At 64.9% G+C, this 23,282-nt stretch carries 21 protein-coding genes; 17 read left to right on the top strand and 4 right to left on the bottom strand.

Features of this window, described 5'->3' with window-relative positions:
* The first annotated feature begins 58 nt into the window (after window positions 1–58).
* From WHH00_RS01590 to WHH00_RS01580, 3 genes are all read left to right on the top strand, one after another.
* Window positions 59–1,009: a flavin reductase gene (locus WHH00_RS01590; RefSeq protein ID WP_406635941.1), complete on the top strand. Its 951-nt coding sequence runs from the start codon at window positions 59–61 to the stop codon at window positions 1,007–1,009.
* A 122-nt stretch (window positions 1,010–1,131) separates the two neighbouring features.
* The gene (locus WHH00_RS01585; RefSeq protein WP_406635939.1) at window positions 1,132–2,811 is read left to right on the top strand and encodes a BCCT family transporter; all 1,680 of its coding nucleotides are present in this window, start codon (window positions 1,132–1,134) and stop codon (window positions 2,809–2,811) included.
* A gap of 102 nt (window positions 2,812–2,913) precedes the next feature.
* The gene (locus WHH00_RS01580; protein ID WP_406635937.1) at window positions 2,914–4,419 is read left to right on the top strand and encodes an NAD-dependent succinate-semialdehyde dehydrogenase; all 1,506 of its coding nucleotides are present in this window, start codon (window positions 2,914–2,916) and stop codon (window positions 4,417–4,419) included.
* Between the two features lie 25 nt (window positions 4,420–4,444).
* Here the strand turns inward: WHH00_RS01580 and WHH00_RS01575 are convergent, their stop codons facing one another.
* Entirely contained in the window at window positions 4,445–6,043 is a 1,599-nt protein-coding gene (locus WHH00_RS01575; RefSeq protein ID WP_406635935.1) for a PucR family transcriptional regulator, read from the bottom strand.
* 104 nt (window positions 6,044–6,147) lie between these two features.
* Between WHH00_RS01575 and WHH00_RS01570 the strand changes: the two genes are divergently transcribed.
* From WHH00_RS01570 to WHH00_RS01550, 5 genes are read left to right on the top strand one after another with little or no spacing between them, the layout of a single operon-like run.
* Window positions 6,148–7,014, top strand: coding sequence for a hypothetical protein (locus WHH00_RS01570; protein WP_406635933.1), 867 nt, complete (start codon window positions 6,148–6,150; stop codon window positions 7,012–7,014).
* 22 nt (window positions 7,015–7,036) lie between these two features.
* The gene (locus WHH00_RS01565; RefSeq protein WP_406635931.1) at window positions 7,037–7,978 is read left to right on the top strand and encodes an ABC transporter substrate-binding protein; all 942 of its coding nucleotides are present in this window, start codon (window positions 7,037–7,039) and stop codon (window positions 7,976–7,978) included.
* Window positions 7,975–8,988 carry an amino acid ABC transporter permease gene (locus WHH00_RS01560; protein ID WP_406635929.1) on the top strand — a complete coding sequence of 338 codons (1,014 nt, stop codon included), beginning with the start codon at window positions 7,975–7,977 and terminating at the stop codon, window positions 8,986–8,988. Before WHH00_RS01565 ends, WHH00_RS01560 begins: the two co-directional genes overlap by 4 nt.
* Entirely contained in the window at window positions 8,985–9,791 is an 807-nt protein-coding gene (locus WHH00_RS01555) for an amino acid ABC transporter ATP-binding protein (RefSeq protein WP_406635927.1), read from the top strand. The genes WHH00_RS01560 and WHH00_RS01555 overlap by 4 nt, the downstream gene beginning before the upstream one ends.
* Window positions 9,792–9,848: 57 nt before the next feature.
* Window positions 9,849–10,961 carry a mandelate racemase/muconate lactonizing enzyme family protein gene (locus tag WHH00_RS01550; protein WP_406635925.1) on the top strand — a complete coding sequence of 371 codons (1,113 nt, stop codon included), beginning with the start codon at window positions 9,849–9,851 and terminating at the stop codon, window positions 10,959–10,961.
* A gap of 64 nt (window positions 10,962–11,025) precedes the next feature.
* Here the strand turns inward: WHH00_RS01550 and WHH00_RS01545 are convergent, their stop codons facing one another.
* Window positions 11,026–12,318: an ABC transporter substrate-binding protein gene (locus WHH00_RS01545; protein ID WP_406635923.1), complete on the bottom strand. Its 1,293-nt coding sequence runs from the start codon at window positions 12,316–12,318 to the stop codon at window positions 11,026–11,028.
* A 181-nt stretch (window positions 12,319–12,499) separates the two neighbouring features.
* On the opposite strand from WHH00_RS01545, the gene WHH00_RS01540 reads away from it, so the two are divergent.
* From WHH00_RS01540 to WHH00_RS01520, 5 genes are read left to right on the top strand one after another with little or no spacing between them, the layout of a single operon-like run.
* On the top strand, window positions 12,500–13,495 hold the full coding sequence (locus tag WHH00_RS01540) for a LacI family DNA-binding transcriptional regulator (RefSeq protein WP_406635921.1): 996 nt from the start codon (window positions 12,500–12,502) through the stop codon (window positions 13,493–13,495).
* A 37-nt stretch (window positions 13,496–13,532) separates the two neighbouring features.
* A complete protein-coding gene (locus WHH00_RS01535; RefSeq protein WP_406635919.1) occupies window positions 13,533–14,900 on the top strand; it encodes an ABC transporter substrate-binding protein in 1,368 nt (455 codons plus the stop codon).
* A complete protein-coding gene (locus tag WHH00_RS01530; protein WP_406635917.1) occupies window positions 14,897–15,817 on the top strand; it encodes a carbohydrate ABC transporter permease in 921 nt (306 codons plus the stop codon). Before WHH00_RS01535 ends, WHH00_RS01530 begins: the two co-directional genes overlap by 4 nt.
* A gap of 40 nt (window positions 15,818–15,857) precedes the next feature.
* A complete protein-coding gene (locus WHH00_RS01525; RefSeq protein WP_406635915.1) occupies window positions 15,858–16,775 on the top strand; it encodes a carbohydrate ABC transporter permease in 918 nt (305 codons plus the stop codon).
* 46 nt (window positions 16,776–16,821) lie between these two features.
* Complete coding sequence (locus tag WHH00_RS01520; RefSeq protein WP_406635913.1) at window positions 16,822–19,140, top strand: beta-L-arabinofuranosidase domain-containing protein; 2,319 nt, start codon at window positions 16,822–16,824, stop codon at window positions 19,138–19,140.
* Window positions 19,141–19,184: 44 nt separating this feature from the next.
* On the opposite strand, the gene WHH00_RS01515 is transcribed toward WHH00_RS01520, so the two are convergent.
* A complete protein-coding gene (locus WHH00_RS01515; protein ID WP_406635911.1) occupies window positions 19,185–19,595 on the bottom strand; it encodes a MerR family transcriptional regulator in 411 nt (136 codons plus the stop codon).
* A gap of 92 nt (window positions 19,596–19,687) precedes the next feature.
* On the opposite strand from WHH00_RS01515, the gene WHH00_RS01510 reads away from it, so the two are divergent.
* Complete coding sequence (locus WHH00_RS01510) at window positions 19,688–20,671, top strand: aldo/keto reductase (RefSeq protein ID WP_406635909.1); 984 nt, start codon at window positions 19,688–19,690, stop codon at window positions 20,669–20,671.
* A 22-nt stretch (window positions 20,672–20,693) separates the two neighbouring features.
* Here WHH00_RS01510 and WHH00_RS01505 read toward each other — a convergent pair whose 3' ends face one another.
* Window positions 20,694–21,644 carry a GlxA family transcriptional regulator gene (locus WHH00_RS01505; protein WP_406635907.1) on the bottom strand — a complete coding sequence of 317 codons (951 nt, stop codon included), beginning with the start codon at window positions 21,642–21,644 and terminating at the stop codon, window positions 20,694–20,696.
* Between the two features lie 134 nt (window positions 21,645–21,778).
* Between WHH00_RS01505 and WHH00_RS01500 the strand changes: the two genes are divergently transcribed.
* From WHH00_RS01500 to WHH00_RS01490, 3 genes are all read left to right on the top strand, one after another.
* Window positions 21,779–22,417 (top strand): isochorismatase family protein, encoded by a 639-nt coding sequence (locus WHH00_RS01500; protein ID WP_406635905.1) that lies wholly within the window; start codon window positions 21,779–21,781, stop codon window positions 22,415–22,417.
* Between the two features lie 117 nt (window positions 22,418–22,534).
* Complete coding sequence (locus WHH00_RS01495) at window positions 22,535–22,891, top strand: DMT family transporter (protein WP_406635903.1); 357 nt, start codon at window positions 22,535–22,537, stop codon at window positions 22,889–22,891.
* Window positions 22,888–23,208: an SMR family transporter gene (locus WHH00_RS01490; protein ID WP_350005706.1), complete on the top strand. Its 321-nt coding sequence runs from the start codon at window positions 22,888–22,890 to the stop codon at window positions 23,206–23,208. Before WHH00_RS01495 ends, WHH00_RS01490 begins: the two co-directional genes overlap by 4 nt.
* The last annotated feature ends 74 nt before the right edge of the window (window positions 23,209–23,282 follow it).

Here is a 23,282-nt window from a genome sequence, read left to right as displayed (position 1 = left end):
CCAGCTATTTTTCCTTGGAGGTGTTGACGTAGATCACACTTAGATTTACGGTTGTGGCATGCAACAGACAATCAACCACACCTTGACCGCAGCTTGGACCGCAGCCTGGGACGAGGGTGACGTCGGTGCTTTCGACGCGATCGTCACCGCCGACTACCAGCGTGAGAGCGCCGGCACGAAAAAGATCACAGGCCTGAAGGAGCTCCAGCAGGAAATCCTCGAAGTCCGGGCGGCATTCCCGGACCTCACCACACGCATCGACAAGGTCATCGCAGACGGCGACGATGTAGCAATCTTTTGGACAACCACCGGCACCTTCACGCATCCGCTTGGTGGAGTTCCGCCCACAGGACGCGTGGTGGAGACCCGCGGGTCGAACGCCCTCACGCTCCGCGATGGCCGCATCGCTTACGAGCGGGTCACGTGGGACGCCGCCGAACTCCTGGCCGACCTGGGTGTTCCGTCCCTCCACTCGGCATTCGAGGACGAAACAGCGAATGTGGTGGTGGATGAATTGACCGGTAACCTTCCGCTGGACGTCATGAAGGGCTTCAACCGGCAGTTCATTACAGGCGTCACCGTTGTGACCACCGTCGACGAAGACGGCAAGCCCCGCGGCCTTGCGGCCAACTCCTATGCTTCGATTTCGCTGGACCCGCCGCTCGTTCTCGTCTGTGTCCAGAAGACATCGTCCACCTACCCGGCCCTGTTCCAGTCGGAACACTTCGGGATCAATATCCTCAGCAACAAGCAGCACGACACTGTACGGACGTTTGCGTCAAAGACTCCGGACAAATTCGCCAACCTGGAATGGCACGCAGGCCCCCACGGCGTGCCGCTGATCGACGGCTCGGCCGCATCCCTCGAGGCCGAGATCAAGGAACGCTTCCAGGCGAAGACCCACACAATCTTCGTGGGCCGGGTACGGCACGCCGAGGTCGCCGACGTGGACCCCATGATCTACAAGGCAGGGCACTTCTTTGACGGCGCACGCCTCGAGGAACTCTGAACGCAGCACCGAGCGGCTGCCCGGATCTGCCGGCCCCCACGGACTGGTCCGGGCGCCTACTTCCTCCACTTGGAGGCCTCCCCAACCCAAACCTATGCAGCCCACTGCAACCTGGAGCACTCATGACCCACATCAAAACTGCCGAGGACCTGATGGATGAAACATCCCCCGGCATGGGCGAGAACAGCAAGGCACCGCACTCCCCCGCTGCCCCTGAGCAGGCAACCGAAACCGCGATGGCCAAAGCCGACCGCCTCCGGCACAGGCCCGGGGCAGTCTTCTGGACATCCGTTGGCCTGATCGGTGCCTTCACTGCCTGGGCATCACTGGCCCCGGAAAACCTGAGCGTCGTCATGACCGCGGCCATGAACTGGGTCGCCGAGAGCGTCGGTTGGAGCTACCTGCTTGTGACCCTCGGCTGTATCGGCCTCCTCATCTACATTGGCATCAGCAGGTTCGGAACCATCCGCCTCGGCGCCGACGACGCAAAACCCGACTTCAGCACCTGGTCGTGGCTCGCGATGATCCTCTCGGCGGTCATGGGCATCGGCCTGATCAGCTATGGCGTCGCGGAGCCCATCTCGCACTTTGCCTCACCTCCGCACGGCCTGGCCGAGGCCGGCACCATGGAAGCCGCGGTACGGGCCATGCAGTTCTCCTACTTCGACTGGGGCCCACACGCCTGGGCCGTGTTTGGCGTCTTCGGCCTCGCCATCGCCTACTCCACCCACCGCCGGAACAACGCCGGCCTGGTCTCGCCGATGCTGCGGCCGGTCTTCGGCAAACTGGTGGACGGCTGGTTCGGCAAGATGATCGACATCTTCGCCATCATCGCCACCCTCTTCGGAACGACCACGTCCCTGGGGCTCGGCGCCTCGCAGATCGGCGAGGGCGTGGACCGGGTGTTCGGCATCCCCTCCAGCCTTGTGGGCCAGATCCTGATCATCGCCGTCATCACGGTAATCTTCACGCTCTCCGCGCTCTCCGGCGTGCACCGCGGTATCAAGTACCTGAGCCAGGGCACCATGGTCCTCTCTGCCGGGCTGGCCCTCTTCGTGTTGTTCACCGGCCCTACCAACTTCATCTCCAACCTGTTCTTCCGCTCCCTCGGCCAATACCTCAGCGGCTTCTTCGCCGTGAGCCTGCTGACGCCGAGCACACCTGAAGACGTCCAGTGGATGCAGTGGTGGACCTACTTCATGATGGCCTGGTGGCTGAGCTGGGGCGCCTTCGTTGGGGTGTTCCTCGCCAAGATCTCCCGGGGACGTACGGTGCGCCAGTTCATCGCAGGCGTCATGATCGTTCCGAGCGTCGTGTTCTTCGCCTGGTTCACCATCTTCGGCGGCTCGGCAATCAAGTTCGACATGGATAACGGGGGCCAGATCGGTGCCGCGGCGCTGGAGGACGTCAACTCGGCGTTCTTCGCCACCCTTGCCGAACTCCCGCTGTCCGGCATCACGTCGGTGGTGGCCATCTTCCTGGTGGTGATGTACTTCGTCTCCGGCGCTGACGCAAACACCTTCGTCCTCAGCATGATGTCCTCCCGCGGAACCCTGAAGCCCACCAAGCCCGTACTGACAACCTGGGGCCTCCTCACCGGCCTGTGCGCCGTCGTCCTCCTGATCGTCGGAGGCCTGGGCGCGCTCCAGCAGGCGGCCATGCTGTCCGCACTGCCGTTCACCGTGATCGTGGCGCTCCTCGGTTATGGCCTGGTGGTGGAGCTGAGGAAAGACCCCCAGTTTGAGGGCACCCGCGCGCTGACGCAGCGCGATCTCAGCCGCATCCTCAAGCGTGAGGCCTAAGCACTCCTGACAGACAAGTGACGGCGGCGGCGGTAGTACCCCGCCGCCGTCACTGCGTTAACTTCCTGCCCTTGAAATTGTTTCTTCAAAGGAGACCCTCGAATGACCATTTCCCCCGTAGCATCACCCACCATTTTCTCCGAGCGTGAGGCCTCCCTGCTCGCTTCCGTCCCCACCGGCCTGTTGATCGATGGGCAATGGCGGGAAGCGTCCGACGGCGGCACGTTTGATGTGCACGATCCCGCCACCGGGGAGGTGCTCGCCACCCTCGCCTCGGCCACCAGCGACGACGCGGTGGCCGCGCTGGACGCGGCGGACGCCGCCCAGGCGTCCTGGGCACGGACCGCACCCCGGGTACGGGCCGAGATCCTCCGCCGCGCCTTTGACCTGGTCACCGAGCGGGCCGAAGATTTCGCACTGCTGATGACCCTGGAAATGGGCAAACCGCTGGCCGAAGCCCGCGGCGAAGTCACCTACGGCGCCGAGTTCCTGCGCTGGTTCTCCGAAGAAACCGTCCGGGACTACGGCCGCTACCTCACCACCCCCGAAGGCAAAAACAAGATCCTCGTCCAGCACAAACCTGTCGGACCCTGCCTGCTCATCACCCCCTGGAACTTCCCCCTGGCGATGGCCACCCGCAAAGTAGCTCCCGCCGTCGCCGCCGGCTGCACCATGGTCCTCAAACCCGCCAAACTCACCCCGCTCACGGCCCAGTACTTCGCGCAGACCATGCTCGACGCCGGCCTGCCCGCCGGCGTCCTCAACGTCGTCTCCTCCTCATCCGCCTCCGGTATTTCCGGGCCGTTGCTGAAGGACTCACGCCTGCGGAAGGTCTCCTTCACCGGCTCCACTCCGGTGGGTAAGCGCCTGATGGCAGACGCCGCGCAGAACGTGCTCCGCACCTCTATGGAACTCGGTGGGAACGCACCGTTCATTGTGTTTGAAGACGCGGACCTCGATGCCGCCGTTGAAGGGGCCATGGCAGCAAAGATGCGGAATATGGGCGAGGCCTGCACCGCCGCCAACCGCTTCCTGGTCCACGAGTCAGTGGCGCAGGAGTTTACTGCCAAGTTCGCCGCCGCCATGGGTGCCCTGTCCACCGGGCGCGGCACCGACCCCGCCACCCAGGTGGGCCCCCTCATCGACGCCGGAGCACGGGACGACGTCCATGCCCTGGTGGCTGCCGCCGTCGATGCCGGAGCAGTTGCCGTCACCGGCGGCGCACCTGTGGACGGGCCCGGCTACTTCTACCAGCCCACCGTCCTCGCCGGCGTACCGAATGATGCGGCGATCCTGGGCCAGGAAATCTTCGGCCCCGTCGCCCCCATCACCACCTTCACCACCGAAGCGGACGCCATCCGGCTGGCCAACGCCTCCGAGTACGGCCTCGCGTCCTACCTCTACAGCCGCGACTTCAACAAGCTCCTCCGCGTGGCAGAACAGATCGAGTTCGGCATGGTCGGCTTCAACGCCGGGGTCATCTCCAACGCAGCCGCGCCCTTTGGCGGCGTCAAACAGTCCGGCCTGGGCCGCGAAGGCGGGTCCGAGGGCATCGCCGAATACACCACCACCCAATACATCGGCATCGCTGATCCGTACGCCGGCTAAACCAGCGCAAGACCAGCCCGCCCAGCTAGTTCAGCTCGAGCACGTGCAGGCCCAGCCAGAGCACCAGCGTGTCCTCAGGCTGGTCCAGATCCACGCCGAAGAGGTCACGCAGGCGCTTGAGGCGGTACCGGAGCGTGTTCTGGTGCAGGGACAACGCCGCCGCCGTCCTTGCGGAATCGCGGGAGCAGTCCAGGTAGGTCCGCAGCGTCAGCGCATAACCGGTGCCGTAGTCGGCGTCGTACTCTTTGATCCTCCGCGCGGCAGCGGACAGAAGGTGCGGCGCCTTCCGGAACGTTGCGGCCAGCTCCAGGAGGGTGAGGCGGCTGCGGACCTCCCCTGCGCTGGCGTAGGTGCCCGGGGAGCCATCCGAGGCGAGCATCAGCAGGACAAGATCAGCGTCATGCCGTGAACGGCTGATCTCCGGGACGGTGCCGACGGCGGGACCCGCCGCCGCCCGCATCTCAACTCCCAGCGAGGCCCGGGCACGGTCGTTGAGCCGCCGGGCAAGGGCTTCGATCGAGCCCAGGGAAGGCCCGGCCGCCGCCGGAAATATTGCGTAAATGGTGGGGCCCACCTGCACGCACTGGGCGCCCTGGCCGTGGGCTTCGCACTGCGTGGTCACCAGGTCCGCAATCCGGACCAGGGTGGTCTCGGCTGCCTGCCCAACCTCCGGCTGGAAAGCGACGACGGCGAAAGGGCCGGAATGCCTCAGCCCCAGCTGTTCTGAAACCAGGACGGCGTCGTCCCCTCCTTCGAGGAGCCTGCGCAGCAGCTCCGCCCGCTGCTGGCGCGCAAGATCATGGCTGCTGCGGGCGCGGAGCATATGGAGCGCCGCGATGTCCGCGGCACGTTCCAGGGCCTGTTCGGCGTCACTGTCCAGGTCTCCATCGACATCGACAACCCAGATTGACCCCAGGGGCTCCTTCCCGGCCCGGACCGCTATCGCCAGCCTGTCCATGGCCGGGCGGACGCCCTCGATCCGGACTGCCCCGGAGGACCGGAATACCGCGGCATACTGGCCGGCGTTCTCCGGCAGGTAGGGAACCTGCCGGCCAAGGATTCCCCTGCGCCGGTCCTCATCGATCGGCTGGTCCTCAAGCGTGGAGTACGCCAGCACCTGTTCCTGCAGGTTCTCGATGGTGGTGGCCCCGCCGACCATCGCCGCGATGGCGTTCGCCAGCGCAAAAAGATCCCCCACTCCCAGTGGCGAGACCGTGCTGCCGGCATCCGCCGAGGCGTTGAGCGCGGAGTCCAAGAGCGCGTTCAGATGCCGCCACCGCACGTCGTCGTCCACCACCAGGAGGGCTATGCCGGCATCATCCGCCACCTTGGCGAGGTGCTCGATGTCCTGCTGAAGCTTCTTGACCACCACGGCAGCAAAGCCGGCTTCCGCCGCAGCCCGGATCACCCCGGCGGTATCCGGTTCCGCGGGGTGCAGCCCAATCCCGAGCAAAATGCCGCCGGGCAGCCCTTCAAGCGGCCCGAAGGGGTCATAGAGGGAAGGGCTCATCAGGGACACCCTGGGCGGCGCCGCCCTTGAGCCAAGGACCAGCCCGGTGTCCTGGAGCATCTCCAGCAGGTGGGGCAGGTGGGTGCTGCTGTTGAGCTGCGTGGCCTCCGTCATAACGCCAAAGCTTTCCACCCGTAGTGCTGGAACACAACAAAGTCTGGCAACCTTCATTGGCTGCACTGAAGCCCCCGCCTGCCGGCGCAACAGATAGTTGACGCATGTCACTTACTCTTGACGCTGGCCCTACCGCACTTCAGGCCGCAGAATCAGCAACCGCAGCAGCCTCCAGGGCCGGCGTCCTGGTGGTGGACGAACACGACCGCGACCGGCTGCGGGACGTGGAAGCACTGCTCATTGCCATCTGGGGCATGTCGCCACACGGGGCACCCATCCCCTTCGACCTCCTGCGCAGCATCTCCCATGCCGGGTGCAACGTGTCCGCCGCCTACAGCCAGGCAGGCCACCTGTGCGGGGCAGCGGTGGGCATCGTCTCCCCCGGGGGACGGTCCACCTACTCGCTGATTGCCGGCGTGCTTCCCGGCACCGGGGACAAGGGCGTCGGCTTCGCCCTCAAGCAACACCAGCGGGCCTGGTCGCTGGCCCGGGGCATCGACACCATGACCTGGACCTTCGACCCGCTGGTCAGCCGGAATGCCCGCTTCAACCTCACCAAGCTGGGCGCGCACGCATCGGAGTACGCCCGCAACTTCTACGGCGAGATGCAGGACGAGATCAACGCCAACGACGAAAGCGACCGGCTGGTGGCGGTCTGGCCGCTGTCCTCCCAGCGGAGCACGGACGCCGGACTGGGGATCCAGGCTGAGCTCGAACTTCCGCCTGCCCACCTGGCTCACGTTCTCGAATACGGCCCTGACTCGCTGCCTGTCCTCCTGGAATCGGAGGGAACCCTCTGGTGCCGCGCTCCGAAGGACATCGTGGCGCTCCGCAGCTCCAACCCGGACGCCGCTGCCCAGTGGCGCGTGCTGCTGAGGGAGATCTTCGAATCCGCTTTCGCCTCGGGACGCCGGGCATCCGGCGTCACCCGCGGCGGCTGGTACCGGCTCGCCGCAGCCGGCCAGGCCTAACCCCACCCCAAGAGGAGTACCAATGCCCATCACATCCCGTTCAGTAACGGCCCGCACCGCCGTCATGGCCGCCGGCCTCGCCCTGGCGACAGGCCTGGCAGCCTGCTCGGCAGAGGCAACACCTGCCAGCAACTCCAACCCCTTCTCGGAAGGCGCAGTGGATCCCGCGGCCGCCGCCGCACTGCCCGAGCGCTATAAGAGCGCCGGCGTCATCAACGTCGCCTCCGACATTCCCTATCCGCCCATGGAGATGTTCGACGAGAACCAGCAGCTCACGGGCCTGGACTACGATCTTGCCCAGGCCCTCGGAGCCAAGCTCGGTGTGCGGCTGGAGCTCCAGACCCAGGCGTTCGACAGCATCATTCCCTCGCTGCAGTCAGGCAAGAACGACATCATCATGTCCGGGATGAACGATACGCCCGAGCGCCAGGAAACCCTGGACTTCGTGGACTACTTCCATGCGGGATTCTCTATCCTGGTTCCCGAAGGAAACCCCGGGAACATCACCACCGTCCTGGACCTGTGCGACAAAGACGTCGCCGTGCAGAAGGCCACCGTCCAGGCAGAAATCCTCCGCACGTACGAGCAGCAGTGCCTGGACAAGGGATCCAGGCCCATCAGGGTTTCCGAACTCCCGCTGGAGACGGATGTCCAGACAGCCGTCCGGTCCGGGAAGGCCGCAGCCGACGTCGTCGATTCCGCCGTGGCAGCCTATGCCGCCACCACCGCCGGCGACGGGAAGATCTTTGACCTCGTCAAGGACCCCGCCAACCCGGCCGGATACAACCCCGTCTACACCGGCATCGGCGTGCTCAAGAAGGACGCGGAGCTTTCGAAAGCGTTGCTCGCCGCCCTCCAGTCGCTTATCGCCGACGGCACCTACGACCGGATCCTGGCGAAATACAACCTCTCCGACTACACGGTCAAGGAAACAGGGCTGAACCTGGGCGGTACCAAGCCATGACCCCCGCCGTCGCAACACCCCGCCAGCCTGCTGCCCCCGGAACCGCGCCTGCCGACGGCGGCGGCCAGGACGACGTCGTTGCCGTTCCCCTCCGGCACCCCTGGCGCTGGGTGGGAGCAGCGCTGCTGGCCCTAAGCGCCGCCGCGCTGGCGTCATCGCTGTGGACCAACCCGAACATCGACCACGGCACCATCGGCACCTACCTGTTCCATCCCCGGATCCTCGGGGGCGTGGGCCTGACCATTGTCCTCACCGTTGTCTCCATGGTGGTGTCCACGGTCCTGGGCGTATTCCTCGCGGTGATGCGGCTGTCCAGGAATCCCGTCATGAACGCCTTCGCCTGGTTCTACGTCTGGGTTTTCCGGGGCACTCCGCTGCTGATCCAGGTGGTGTTCTGGGGCTACCTCGGGCTGCTTTATTCACAGATCTCGCTGGGTATCCCTTTTACGGATTTCACGGTCTTCTCGGTGGACACCAACACCCTGGTTCCGGCCTTAACTGCCGGGCTGCTGGCCATGACCCTGAACCAGGCCGCCTATTCCGCGGAAATCATCCGCGGCGGAATGCTGTCTGTCGACTCCGGCCAGCAGGAAGCCGCCTCCTCCCTGGGAATGTCCCCGGCGTTCACCTTGTTCCGGGTGGTCCTGCCCCAGGCCATGCGGGTCATCATCCCGCCGATGGGCAATGAGACCATCTCGATGCTCAAGAACACGTCCCTGCTCTCCGTCATCGCAGTGCTGGAGCTCTACACCGTCGCCACCCAGATCTCTTCCCAGAACCTGCGCCAGGTGGAACTCCTCATCGTGGTCAGCTGCTGGTACCTCTTCCTCACCTCCGCATTGTCCGTTCCGCAGTACTACCTGGAACGCCACTACGGACGGGGCAACGCCCGGCAGCAGGCCCCCACTCCCCTGGCCAGGATCAGGGCCGTGCTCGGCAAACAGCCGGCCCCCGGTACGGCAACGCTCCCCGGTTCGGCCCCGAAAGCATCGAAAGGACACCAGTCATGACTGAGGCACTGGTCTCTCCCAAACCTGGCCACCGCCCGGCAGCGCAGCCGCTCCTCGTGGCCAGCAACGTCCGGAAGCACTACGGCGGCGTCGAGGTCCTCAAAGGCATCTCCCTGACCGTCAACAGCGGGGAGGTCATGTGCCTCCTGGGCCCCTCCGGTTCAGGCAAGTCCACCTTCCTGCGGTGCATCAACCACCTGGAAAGGATCGACGGTGGCCGGATCTCCGTTGCGGGGGACCTGATCGGCTACGCGCAGCGCCAGGACAAAATCTTCGAGATGAGCCCCCGCGAGGTTGCCAGGCAGCGCCGCGGCATCGGAATGGTGTTCCAGCGCTTCAACCTCTTCCCCCACATGACGGCCCTGGAAAACATCTGGGCCGCCCCGGTGGGCGTCAAAAGGGTCCCCAAGGCAGAGGCGATCGAGCGGGGGAAGGAACTGCTGGACCGGGTGGGGCTGGCCCATCTGGCCAAGGCCTATCCGGCGCAGCTTTCGGGCGGTCAGCAGCAGCGCGTCGCGATCGCCCGCGCCCTTGCCATGGACCCCCAGCTGCTCCTGTTCGACGAGCCAACCAGCGCCCTTGACCCCGAACTGGTGGGAGATGTCCTGGACGTGATGCGCACCCTGGCAGCGGACGGAATGACCATGATCGTTGTCACCCACGAGATCGGCTTCGCACGCGGGGCCGGCGACAGCGTGGTGTTCATGGACGGCGGCGTGGTGGTGGAGTCCGGCGCCCCCGAAGACGTGCTGGACAACCCGCAAAACCCCCGGACCATCTCCTTCCTCGAAAGCGTGATGTAGTCCCGCTTTGCCCGCCCCCTCCGAACCGTCCTCCCCTTGTGAACTGTGAGCCTTGCCGTGAAGATATCCCGCGCCACCATCACCCTTATCGACCTTCCACTGCTGGAACCGTTCGTGGTTTCCTACGACAGCTACGCCTCCATGCCCAGCATCATCCTCACTTTGGAGACCGACGACGGCCTGACCGGGTACGGCGAAAGCGTTCCGGACGGGCACATCACCGGAGAGACGCCCACCGGGACGGTGGAAGCACTGCGGACGGAGCTGATTCCAGCGGTGCTGGGGCTTGACCCCCGCGACATCACGGCCGTCCACCAGCACCTCAATAAGGCGCTTAAAGGCTGCGGAGCCGCGAAGGCCGCCGTCGACATTGCCTGCTGGGACCTGGCCGGGAAGGCGGCCAACCGCCCCATCTACAGCCTGCTGGGCGGGCGCCGTCCGGAACACCCCACCATCGCCCGGGTGATGAGCATCCTCGCCCCGGAGGCCCTGGCCGAACAGGCAGTGCAGGCGCGGAGCCAAGGGTTCCGCCACCTCAAGATGAAGCTCGGCGGCGGTGATGGCCTGGATGTTGAACGAGTGCGGGCTGTCCGGGCAGCAATCGGCACGGACCTGGCCATCCGGGTGGACGCCAACCAGGGGTGGTCCGATCCCGCAACCGCAAGGGAAATGATCCGGGCTTTGGAGCCGTACGGGATCGACTGGGTGGAGCAGCCGCTCCACGCCGACGACATCGACGGTTTCAGGCTGCTGCGCCAGGCCACCGGCGCCCGGCTTATGGCCGATGAATCGGTGGTGGACGCCGCCGACCTGGTCCGGTTTGTCCGGGACCGGTCAGTGGACATGGTGAACCTCAAACTGATGAAGAGCGGCGGAATCACGCCCTGCCACCGCATGGCCACGCAGGCAGAACTCGGCGGCCTGAAAGTCCAAATCGGTTCCATGCTGGAAACCAGCATCGCCTCGTCCGCCGGGTTCCACCTTGCCCTGTCCCACCCCAACATTGTGTCCACTGAACTCTCAGGCCCGGTGAAGTTCGCCCGGGAACCCGGAAACCTTGCCTATGTCCTGCCCGAAGTCCACGTGGGGGAAGGTCCGGGGCTGGGCGTTGACGTGGACCGTGATGTCCTGGCCGACCTGACGGTGAGTGAGTGTGAGGTAATGGCCTGATCTATAAGGGAGGGCAGCGCTATCCTCCCGGCGGCACGTTCCGGCCGCCGGGATCAGCGCTGGATCAGGCGTTCTGCTTGATGAGGTCTTCGGCTTCCTTGAACCATGCGTCGGCGGCGCCGTCGACGGTGAGCTTGCCGTAGTTGAGGTCCGAGGCAACGCGCTTGAAGGATGCCTCGAGCGTGCCGAAGCCGACGATGGGCGGCTCCGGGGCATCCTTGAGGTACTGCTCGATGGACTTCTCGTAATCCACTACCAGCTTGTCCGTACCTTCAAAGGTGGTCCCGTCGCGCTGGGTCTTGGACGCCGGAACACCGCGGGAGGTCTTGAAGATCTGGCCCACCTCGGGATCATTGACCATGAAGTCGATGAAACGGCCAGCAGCGTCCTTGTACTTGGTCTTGGCGCTGGCCACCATCAGCATGGAGGGCTTCAGGAACAGGCCCAGGTTGTCCGGATCGTCCGAGGGCGGGGGCACCAGCTTGAGCTCCTTGGCACCGGTGTCCGAGAGGTAGCCGGCCATGAAGTTGTCCCAAGTACACTCGGTCGCTGCCGAGTTGGAGCTGAACGGGGACTTGGGGGCGAGCTGGGTGACTCGCTCCTCGGAAATCATGGCCGGGGTGCCGCGCAGGGCCGCGGTCTGGTTCCACCACTTCTTCAGGTCATCCTTGGTGAAGCCGAGCCTGCCGTCCTCGGTGAAGGCCTCGATGTTGTTCTGCCGCAGCCAGATGTTGAACATCCACCAGACGGACGTGTAGTCCCCGCCGCCATAAATCGCGCCGTTGCTCTTAGTGCCTACCTCCGTCATGAAGTCGTTGAACTCTTTGTACGTCCACGTGCCGGTGGGCTCGGCGATGCCCAGGGGCGCGAGCTTGGCGGGGTCGTAGTAGACGGCGAACGCGTTGGTGCTGGTGGGGATGCCGTACGTCTTGCCACGGATCTGGCCCGAGGGCAGGAGGGACTTCTCAAAAGCGTCCGTGTTGATGTTCACGGTGCCCAGGTCCAGGAGCTGGTTCCGCTGGCCGTAGTCACGCAGGTAGGACAGGTCCCACTGCATCACGTCCGGCAGGCCACCGCCGGCAGCCTCAGTGGCACGCTTCTGCCAGTACCCGGCGAAGTCCGTGAAGTTGCCGTTGACCTTGATGTCCGGGTTCTTCTCCTCGAACAGGGCGATCGCCTTGCGGGTACGTTCCGCCCGGTCGTCGTTGCCCCACCAGGTGTAGTTGATGGTGACCGGGTTCTCCGCGGAACCCGTCTCTCCAGCGCTGGTGCTGGATCCCGTGCCGCACGCGGCCAAAGCTGCGGCAGATGCGGCGCCGACAGCCACGGTGGTGAGGAAATGCCTTCTGTTGATCATGGGAGCCTCCTTGCTCAATGTGTTGCCTGCTGGTCCGGACATTCCTCTGTGAGGTGACCTGGACTACACGCTGTGAAACGTATCAGTCGGCTGCGGAAAAATCCAGAAACATTTCCGTTGACAGGAAAATTGCAGCAACATAGGCTTGGTTCGCGATCACATCCCCCATGTCAGGAGAACCGTGAGCTTTCCTTCCCGCCGGGTCACCCTGGCCGACGTCGCCAATGCCTCTGGGGTGTCCATTGGGACGGTTTCCAAGGCGCTCAACAACCGGGGCCAGCTCCGGGAAGATACCCGGGACAGGGTCCTGGCTGCAGCACACAAGCTTGGCTTCGAAACCCTGCCTGCCGAAAGCAGCAGCGGCGGGGTGATCACCATAGGCCTGGTCACCTCGGACGACATCGGACGCTTCAGCATTCCGGTGATGTACGGCCTCGAGGATTCATTCGGCCCTGACCAGGCCTCGGTGCTCATCAGCAACTCACGGGGTGACCTGGTCCGCGAGCGCCACTGCGTTGAAACGCTCGCCTCGCGGAATGTGGACGGAATCGTCGTCATGACCAACCACACCGGCCCCCGCGCCCCGCTACCCAAGACATCAGTGCCGATCGTCTATGTCATGGGACAGTCTTCAGACCCCGAAGACATGTCAGTGGTGGTGGACCAGGTCCAGGGCATGCTCCTGGCTCTTGAACATGCAGCCAACCTGGGGCATCAGAACATCGCCTACGTGGCGGGCCCCCGCCAGGACTACTCTGCCCGGATCCGCGCCCAGGCCGTCCAGGAACACGCCCCGACCTTCGGGCTCACCCTCGTGGGCGACCGTGCACTGTACGGAAACTGGTCCGAGGCATGGGGCAGGCAGGCAGCCCAGATGCTCCGCCAGCGGGTGGAACCCGTGGACATGGTGCTCTGCGGAAGCGACGAAATCGCCCGCGGCGTAGCTGACGGCCTGCGCGAGGCAAACATCGTTGTGCCCCACGACGTCTCAATTATCGGCTTTGACAACTGGGCAGCAGCGGCCCTGAACAGCCGCCCCGCCCTGACCACCATCGACATGAACCTCGAAGAACTGGGCCGCGCGGCAGGAGCACGCGTCCTCGAAGCCATCACCGGAAATTCCAGGCCCGGCATAGACGCGCTGCCCTGCCAGCTCATCGTGCGCGATTCCACCTAGCCCCTTTCATTCACCCCCTACAGAACACGAGGGAACAATGATGTACCCACCACCCTCCCTTCAGCGCGCCCAAAAACGCCGCGCCGATGGCATCAGCGGCCCCAGCCGGCGTTCAGTCCTTACTTTGGGAGCCGCAGCCGCGGCCCTTGGCCTGACGGGATGTTCGGCTGTGCTGCCGGAAGCGAACGTCACCGCCGCCGGCTTCGGGAAGAACCCTTCCGGCACCATCCGGTTCTGGTGCCGAAGCACGGCGTTCAAACCGGCGCAGCTCATCGTGGACAAATACCATCAGGCCCAGCAGGCAGTGCGGATCCAGCTCACGGTGCTGCCGGAGGGGCAGATGACAACAAAGCTCGCCACCTCCATCCGGAGCGGCGCCGTTCCAGACGTTGTGGCCCCCGATTCCGTCACCAGTCCGGTTTTCACCACCCGGGAAGCCTTCACGGACCTCACCTCCCTGGTGACGGAACTCCCCTACGCCGCCCACCTCAACAAGCCGCTCCTGGACGTGGCCTCCTACGAGGGAAAGATCTACGGGCTGCCGGCACTTTCCAACGTCTCGCAGCTGTTCTGGAACAAAGAGCTCTACGCCAAAGCCGGCTTGGACCCTGAGCAAGGGCCCGTTAACTTCGCGGAGTACCTGGAGCATGCCGCGGCCCTGCACGGGATCGACGGCGTCTCCGGAGTCACCTTCACCGGCAACTCCGCGGGCATCCTGGGCTACGTCATCCAGCCGCACTTCTGGGCAGACCAGAGCCCTTTCTACGACGGGCCATTGGGCCGGCAACAAGCTGCGGTGCTGGGCAATGATCCGCTCCGCCGGACGCTGGAACTTTACCGGGAGCTCCACAGGAAGGGCCTCTCGCAACCAGGGGCAGCAGCAGATTCCGGAGCGGCCTGGGGCCAGGACTTCCTGGCCGGAACCGTGGGACTGTTTCCCGGGTCCTACGACCTGGTGGTGGGCAGCGCCAAGCCGGAGTTCCTGGACAAGCTCGGCGTCAGTGCGTTTCCCGGGCCGGCCGGAAACTTTTCCCAGTTTTCCGGCGGCGCGGTGCTGTCCATCCCCCGAGGTGCCCCAAACCCTGAGGCGGCGTGGGACTTCATCCGCTTCGTGGGCGAACTTGAACAGCAGTCGGAACTGGCGGCGCTGGGCTGGTACCCGGTCCGCAGTGACATCCTGGAGACCGATTTCAGCGAGAAGTTCCCGCTCATGGTCCCGGGCATGGAACGGATGAACGACGGGTTCGCCGCTCCCACAACGCTCTATACACAGCTCACCAACACCGTACGGTCACCGTGGCTTGCGATGTTCCGCGAAGCAGTTTTCGGCCAGGAGGCGATGGAGGACATCCTCTACCGCGGGCATCAGGAAACCGCCCGAGTTTTGAAGGTGAACCAGGCATGACCACCGCAACCCCCTCCCTTAGCCGCGACAAGCGCACGCGCGCCCCAAAACCCGCCTCGCGCCGCGATTCCTATACCGGGATGCTTATGCTCGCGCCGGCCATGCTCCTCGTCGCCGCCTTTGTCATCTTTCCGCTGCTGTTCGCAGTAGTCATCTCACTGACCAACTGGCCGCTCGTTGGCGATGTGGAGTTCACCGGCGTCGAAAACTACCTCACTGCCTTCACTGACACCACCTTCTGGGGATCCATCCTCTACACGCTCCTTTTTGCGGTGGTCTCCACCGTGCTGGGGGTGGTGGTCGGCTACCTGCTCGCCGTGCTGGTCCGTTCCAACCGCAGGGGTGCCGGGCTCATCCGCACCGCCGTTTTCCTTCCGTACGTCATCGGCATCACGTCATTCAGCTTCGTTGCCCTGCTGGAGTTCCGGCCGGACAGCGGCGTGCTGGACCAGATCCTGCTGGGGCTCGGCATCACCTCTGCGCCTACTCCTTGGCTTCTGGACGCAACCAGCGCCACGGTCCTCATAGTCCTGCTGGGCGCCTACGTGGGGTCCGGGTTCGCCATGATCATCCTCATGTCCGGCATGCAGGGCATCCCGGACGAACTGTACGAATCAGCACAGATCGACGGCGCGGGACGGTGGCAGCAGGAATTCCTGGTGACGGTCCCGCTGGTCAAGCGCTACCTGGGGCTCCTGACGGTCATGGGATTCATCGGGGCCGTCCTGGCTTTCACCCAGTTCTTCATCATCACCGGCGGCGGCCCCGGAACCGGCACCCTGACCGTGATGCTCTACGTCTACAACAAAGCCTTCGGCGACCTGCAGGTGGGCTACGCAACCGCCCTGTCCTTCGTGGTGGTCATCATCGCGGCGATCCTCACGCTCATCCAGTTCCGCGTCATGCGCGAGGACTGACCCACCCACTTCTTTGGCCCGGCCCCGAACAGGAGATGCCATGACAACGTCCGTCGAAGCGCCGCCGCAGGTGACGCACCACAAGCCCCGCCCCACCACACCCCCCGCTGCCTCCCGGGCACGGACAGCTGCCCGGTTGAGGACCGCCATCTATGCGGTCATCGGCACCGCAGTGTCCATCGCCTTTGTCATCCCCGTGGCGTGGTCCTTCCTCCGGTCCCTGCAGCCAGGATCCCAGATCGCGGCCCCGTCATCGGAGCAGTCATTCGAAAACCTGACCTTTGAAAACTACACGGGGCTCATTGCCAACATCGGGGCAGGGTCCTACATCTGGAACAGCCTGGCCATTGCCCTGGGCGCCGCCGTGTTCAGCGTCATCATCACCGCCCTGGCCGCCTACGCCCTGGTGAACTTCCCGTTCAAGGGGTCCAACATCGCATTCGCACTCATCCTGCTGACCATGATGGTCCCGTTCCAGGCCATCCTGACGCCGCTCTTCCTGGAGATGAACGCGCTCGGCCTCACGGACTCACTGGCCGGCATCATCGTCTTCCACATCACCTTCAACCTGCCCTTCGGCGTCTTCCTGATGCGGAACTCCTTCGCCCAGATCCCCAGGGAAGTTGTTGAGGCGGCACGGATCGACGGTGCCGGTCCACTCAGGATCCTGCTTTCGGTGCTGCGGCCCATGATTGTCCCCGGCGCCGTCACGGTGTTCCTTTTCGCCTTCCTCGGCGGATGGGGGGATTTCCTGGGGGCGCTGACGTTCCTCACCAAACAGGAACTGTTCACCCTGCCCGTCGCCGTCCAGAACCTCGCCTCCGGCGCGTTCGGCGTGGTGAACCACGGCTACGTCATCGCAGGGGCCGTCCTGCTCATGCTCCCCTGCATCATCCTGTACGCGGCGGTCCAGCGCTACTACGTGCGCGGCCTCGTAGCCGGCGCCGTCAAAGGCTGAGCGCAGATATCCTCCTGCGCCGCCGAAGCAACCCAAGAAAGCAACCATGCACCTCACCAGTCCCCCGGCAATCACGCAACTGCCGCCGTCGTCCTTTCCCCTGGACCGGATCCGGCTGCTGCCCGGCCAATTCAAGACCGCGCAGGACGTGGACGTCCGGTATGTCCTCGAACTCGACGCCGACCGTCTCTGCGCGCCATACCTGAAAGAAGCGGGACTTGGCACGGCGGCGGAACCCTACGGCGGCTGGGAATCCGACGGGATGGGAGGGCACATCGGCGGGCACTACCTGACGGCCTGCGCCCGGCTCTTCGCCGCCACCGGCGACGTCCGGCTGCTGGAACGGGTGCAGTACGTTGTGGAGGTCCTGGAACAATGCCAGGCTGCAGCCGGAAACGGCTACCTCGGGGGCGTTCCCGGCGGACGCCGGCTCGGCGAAGAGCTGGCGGCCGGGAACATCGACGCTGATCTCTTTACGCTCAACGGCCGATGGGTCCCGCTCTACAACCTGCACAAGACCTTTGCCGGCCTCCTGGACGCCTACACCTATGCCCGTTCCGAAAAAGCCCTGACCGTACTCACCCGGCTGGCGGACTGGTGGCTCACGGTCTCGCGCCACCTGGACGACGACTCCTTCGAGGAGGTACTCAGCACGGAGTTCGGCGGCATGAACGACACCTGGACGTCCCTTGCCCGGCTGACCGGCCGGGAAGACTACCTGAGCGAGGCCCGCCGGTTCTCGCACCGGGCACTCCTCGACCCGCTGGCTGCGGGTGACGACCGGCTGGATGGACTTCACGCCAACACGCAGATTCCCAAAGTTGTGGGTTACGAACGGTTTGCCCAGGCTACCGGGGACGCGCGCTGCTTCGGGGCATCCGACTTCTTCTGGGACGTCGTCACCCAGGAACGGACCGTGTCGATCGGCGGCAACAGCGTCCGGGAGCATTTTCATCCGTCGCGTGACTTCACTCCCATGGTCCTGGACGTCCAGGGCCCGGAAACCTGCAACACGTACAACATGCTGAAGCTCGCCAAGCTTCGCTTCGAACGCACGGGTGATCCGGCAGCGGCGGAGTTCTACGAGCGCGCCACCTTCAATCACATCCTTTCCTCCCAGCACCCCGAGCGGGGAGGTTTTGTGTACTTCACGCCGATGCGGCCGTCGCACTACCGCGTGTACTCCAAAGTCCACGAATCAATGTGGTGCTGCGTGGGCTCCGGAATGGAGAACCACGCCAGCTACGGGGAGCTCATCTACAGCCACAGCGGCGACACTTTGGCGGTCAACCTCTACATTCCATCCACGCTGGACTGGACCGAGCGCGGGATACACGTTCAACTGGAGACGGATTTCCCGTACTCGGACGTCGCCACACTGACCGTCACCGCGGACGCACCCGCAGAGTTCACCCTGCGGCTTCGACGCCCCGCGTGGGCAACCGATATGGAAGTCCGCCTGCCGCAGAGCGACGCGGGCGTCTCCCCACAGGCTGGAACTGCCGACGACGGCCACCCCGTGCTCATCCACCGCGTCTGGGAGGGCACCACCACGGTTTCCATCCGGCTCCGCGCTGAAGTCCGGGCCGAATCGCTTCCGGATGGTTCGCCCTGGGTGTCATTTCTCTACGGACCCGTGGTCCTCGCCGCCAGGGAAGGGAACGCAGGCATAGAAAGCTTCGAAGCACCTGACGAACGCATGGGCCATGTTGCCGGCGGCCACCAGCTGGCGCTGGCACACACCCCGGTGGTCTCCGCGCAAGAGCCGGCAGACGCCGTCGTCCTGGTCAACCGCGAAGTGCTTTCCGCGGAACTCGCCGCCACCCAGGATGGTGCTCCCATCCGGATCCGGCTTGAACCGTTCGCAGGGATCCACGACGAGCGCTACACGGTCTACTGGCCAACCGGCACCGCCGGCGCGCGAACTGCCGAACTCGCCGCGATGGACGCAGACGCAGCGGAACTGGACGCCGTCGTCGACGCCGTCAGGGCAGGCGAGCAGCAACCAGAAGCTGACCACTTCTTCGCCGGCGAGGGCACCCGCGCCGGAGGGCAGGACGGGCTGCATTGGCGAACCGCAACAGGCTGGTTCTCCTATACCCTCAAGGATCCCAACTCTGAAGCAGCCTTCCTCAGGGTCAGGGTCCGGCAAAACCCGGGACGCCGCCAGCGGCTCACCCTCAACGGCTCACCGCTGACCAAGATACTGCGCTCCGGAACAGACCATGACTGCGAAGTAACCGACTACGCCATCCCCGCGGAAGCACGGCTCAAGGACCCGCATACCCTCGTGTTCGCGGTGCACGCAGAGCCCGGCTCCACCACCGAGGACTTGTTGTCCGTGGAACTGCGAAAAGGACCCTAGCGCCACTCGGGAAAAGTTCATTCATAGCGGGGCGCGATTTTCCGCTACGGGCTTGGCACCTGCGCGCCGGCGCGGACAGCTTCCCTGTAGGCGTCGATTTTCCGTTCCAGCGCACTGAGGTGCAGGTGCACGTCGGCTAGACGTTCAAGAACGGCGGCATGGTGCTGCTCAAGCAGTGCCAGCCGGTCTTCGGTGGGTGCCCCAGCCTGGTATGCGGCGGCATACTCCCGCATCTGTTGGATATTCATGCCGGTGCCGCGAAGCATGAGCACGCCCGCGAGCCAGCCCATGGTGGAAGGATCGTACCGGCGCCATCCGCTCAAACCTCTCTCCGGCGCGGGGGCGATCCCTTCCTTCTCGTAATAGCGGATGGTGTCAACGGTGATGCCGAGGGCCTCAGCAGCCTCACTAATTGTGAGGCCGCCATCGGGTCCGGCCGGTGTCAGGGAAGGCATGCTCCCCAGTCTCCCATTTGACATGGTGTGCACACCAGCATCGACGCTGGAGGCATCCGGATGTTCCGGAGCTTGTGTTTGGAGGACAGGATATGAAACAGGTTGCACTGGGCTCACAGGGCCTCACCAGTTCCGTCATGGGACTCGGCTGCATGGGCATGAGCGCCTTCTACGGCGGCGCCACGGAGAACGAATCGATCAGGACCATCCGCCGTGCACTGGACCTCGGGGTGACTATGTTCGACACCGCTGAGGCCTACGGGCCCTTCACCAATGAGCAATTGCTGGGGAAGGCGCTTGGCGGAGACCGCGATCGCGTGGGCGTTGCCACGAAGTTCGCCATAGAGTTCGACGACGACGGCACACCACATGGGCCGAACGGTTCCCCTGAGTACGCACGCAGGGCACTCGACCGGTCCCTTCGCCATTTGGGAACCGACCATATTGATCTCTGGTACCTGCACCGCGTCGACCCGGCTACACCGATCGAGGAAACGATCGGAGCGATGGGGCAGGCGGTAGAGTCCGGAAAGGTCCGTTACATCGGCGTATCTGAAACTTCCGCCGAAACCCTGAAAAAGGCCCATGCGACGTTCCCGATTACTGCGATCCAGTCGGAATACAGCCTGTTTGAGCGCGACGCCGAGCACAACGGCGTCCTGGACACTGCCCGGGAACTGGGCATCGGGTTTGTGCCGTTCTCACCTTTGGGCCGGGGCTTCCTCGGCGGAACAATCACCAGGAAGGATGACCTGCCGGAAGGCGATGCCCGCAGGAACTTGCCCCGATTCTCGGACTCAGCAATCGAGGCCAACCTCCGGATCGTCGACGTGCTGCGGACGCTCGCCGAGCGCAAGGGCATCACACCGGCGCAGCTCGCCCTTGCCTGGGTGATCCACAATGGCACCACCCCCATTCCAGGGACCACCAAGACCCATCGCGTGGAGGAGAACGCGGCCGCGGCCGACGTGGAGCTCACGCGGGAGGACCTCGCCGAGATCGACGAAGCGTCACCCCACGGAGCGGCAACCGGCACTCGGAACACGGAAGCGGCCATGGCCCGGGACCGCGGCTGAACGCCGTGTGAAAAGCGAGGTGCTAGCCAGCCCGCGTATCAAACCGCCGCCGGTACTCCGTGGGCGTTGTCGAAAAGACGGCGGCGAAGTTCTGCCGGAGGGTGACGGCGTTGCCGAAACCGCAGTCGGTAGCCACCTGTTCGATGGACAGGTCCGTGGTTTCGAGCAGCCGCCGGGCTGCGTCAAGGCGGCGGGCACGGATCCAGGCGGCCGGCGTCGTTCCTGTTGCGGCCCGGAAGGCGCGGACAAAGGTGCGGCGGCTCAGGTGCGCCTGCGCCGCCAGCAGGTCGACGGTGAGGGGTTCACCCAGCCGACTTAGGGCCCATTCCAGCAGGCGCGAGATCGGGTCATCCGTGGCGCGTTTTGGAACAGGACGCTCGATGTACTGTGCCTGCCCGCCCTCGCGGTGCGGTGCAATGACCAGGCTGCGTGCCACCTGGTTCGCCGCCTCGGCGCCGAGCCGTGCGCGCACCAGGTGCAGGCAAGCGTCCAGCGCGGAGGCGGTACCGGCAGAGGTGAGCACGTCGCCGTGGTCGATATAGAGCACGGACTGGTCCAGCGGAACATCCGGATGCCGCGCAGCAAGCGAATCGAACGCCTGCCAGTGCGTCACGGCCCTCCGTCCCGCAAGCAAGCCGGCGTCGGCGACGGGAATCGCGCCAAGGCACAACCCCAAAACAGGTGCGCCACGCCCGTGCGCGTCCTGGAGCACCTGCCGCAGCGAATCACTGGGGACGCGCCCGTCGTCGAACCATGAAGGCACCACCACCACGTCCGCCGCCTCCGCGGCCTCCGGCCCTTCCACCTCGCCCAGCCGGTAGCCCTCAGCGGTGGTGACCTCGCCTGCCTGGTCAGAGAACAGGACCGTCTTCCAGCCGGCAAGGCCCTGGCGGGCAACCTCGTCAAAGACGATCTGCGGAACGGCGAGGTGGAACATCGTTGCCCCATCGAATGCATAGACCGCAATCTTCATCCGGCCCCCTTCCCAACAGCTTGGCCTGAATCCATCGTATATCTGCCTTCGTGCCACTGTTGGCCTGCACCCGGGACGGGAAGACTGGAAAAGTTGCCAGCAGGCAGCCGAGAGAAACACCAGGGAGAACAAATATGAGCACCCCCCGCCGCGCCCTCATCCTCATTGATGTGCAGCAGCAGTACTTCAGCGGACCCCTCGAGATCCAGTACCCGCCGCACCAGGAGTCGCTGCCCACGATTGCCAGGGCAATTGACGCGGCCACTGCCGCAGGCATTCCGGTTGCCGTCATCCAGCACTCCGCGGGCGTTGGCGCACCAGTGTTTGCTCCGGGCACACCCGGGTTCGAGCTGCACCCCGAGATTGAAGGCCGCAAAACCGGTGAATGGAAGCAGCTGGTCAAGCAGTACGGCTCCGTCTACGCCGGTACGGACCTTGCACAATGGCTGCGGAAGCACGACGTCGACACGGTCACCTTGGTGGGCTACATGACCAACAACTGCGTGCTCGCCTCCGCCGTGGAGGCAGAGTTCCTGGGCTTCACTACGGAAGTCCTCTCAGACGCCACCGGCGCCATCAACCTCGCCAACCAAGCGGGTTCCGCCGATGCGAAGACCGTGCACACCACACTGCTCGCACTGCTGAACTCGAACTGGGCAGCCGTAGCCGATACTGACAGCTGGATTAGTGCCGTGGCTGCGCAGCAGGCCCTTGCAGGGAGCGACCTCGGCAGTTCTGCCGTCGCCGGTTTGGAGCTGGTCCCGCAGGCGTAACCGGCGGCCCGGGCTTCCCATTTGTCAGCACCGGCGGGAAGCCCGGGAACACCAGCAGCACTCACGCTGTTGCACCCACCGGGACCAAGCCCCCAACGAATATCAAGGACTGAATACATGAAGTGGTTTCTTCTCGCCGGCGCGATCCTGAGCGAGGTGACAGCCTCCCTGTCCCTGAAAGCGGCCCTTGATAATCCTGCCTTCTTCATTGTGGTGGTCCTCGGCTATTCCGCGTCCTTCGCGTTCCTCGCCGGAGTCCTCCGGAAAGGCCTTGGCCTCGGCGTCGCCTACGGCATCTGGGCTGCGCTGGGAGTAACCCTCACCGTGCTGCTGGCCGCCGTCCTTTTCGGCGAAGCGCTGACGCCGGTAATGATGGTCGGCGTCGCCATGGTGATCGGCGGAGTCCTCTGCGTGGAACTCGGGTCGCATAAGGAGCGGGCAGAAGAACCCGCGGAAGAAATGGTCCTCTCGTGATGTGGCTGCTGCTGTCGGCAGCAATCCTCACCGAGGTGACCGCCACCCTGCTCCTGCGGGTCGCGTCCACCGGAAAGCGGCGCTGGTACGTTCCTGTCGCCGTCGGATACTTCCTTGCCTTCACCCTCCTCACGCTGACGCTGGAGCAGGGCATGAACCTCGGCGTTGCCTACGGCATCTGGGCCGCCGCCGGCGTCGCACTGACCGCCCTGGCCAGCCGCGTCTTCTTCAAGGAGACCATCACTCCCGTCATGATGCTGGGGCTCGGCCTCATCATCGGCGGTGTCCTGCTGATCGAACTGGGCGCGGCGCACTAGGCAGGACCGGCCCCTTCGAGGCTGGGACGGCCGGATGCCGTGGCAATCGGGCCTGTTCTCTCATCGCGGACGGC

The organism is Pseudarthrobacter quantipunctorum, assembly GCF_045291495.1.
GTDB lineage: Bacteria > Actinomycetota > Actinomycetes > Actinomycetales > Micrococcaceae > Arthrobacter > Arthrobacter quantipunctorum.
The sequence above is the reverse complement of the archived record's forward strand: the minus strand, read 5'-3'. Positions and strand labels throughout refer to the sequence as shown.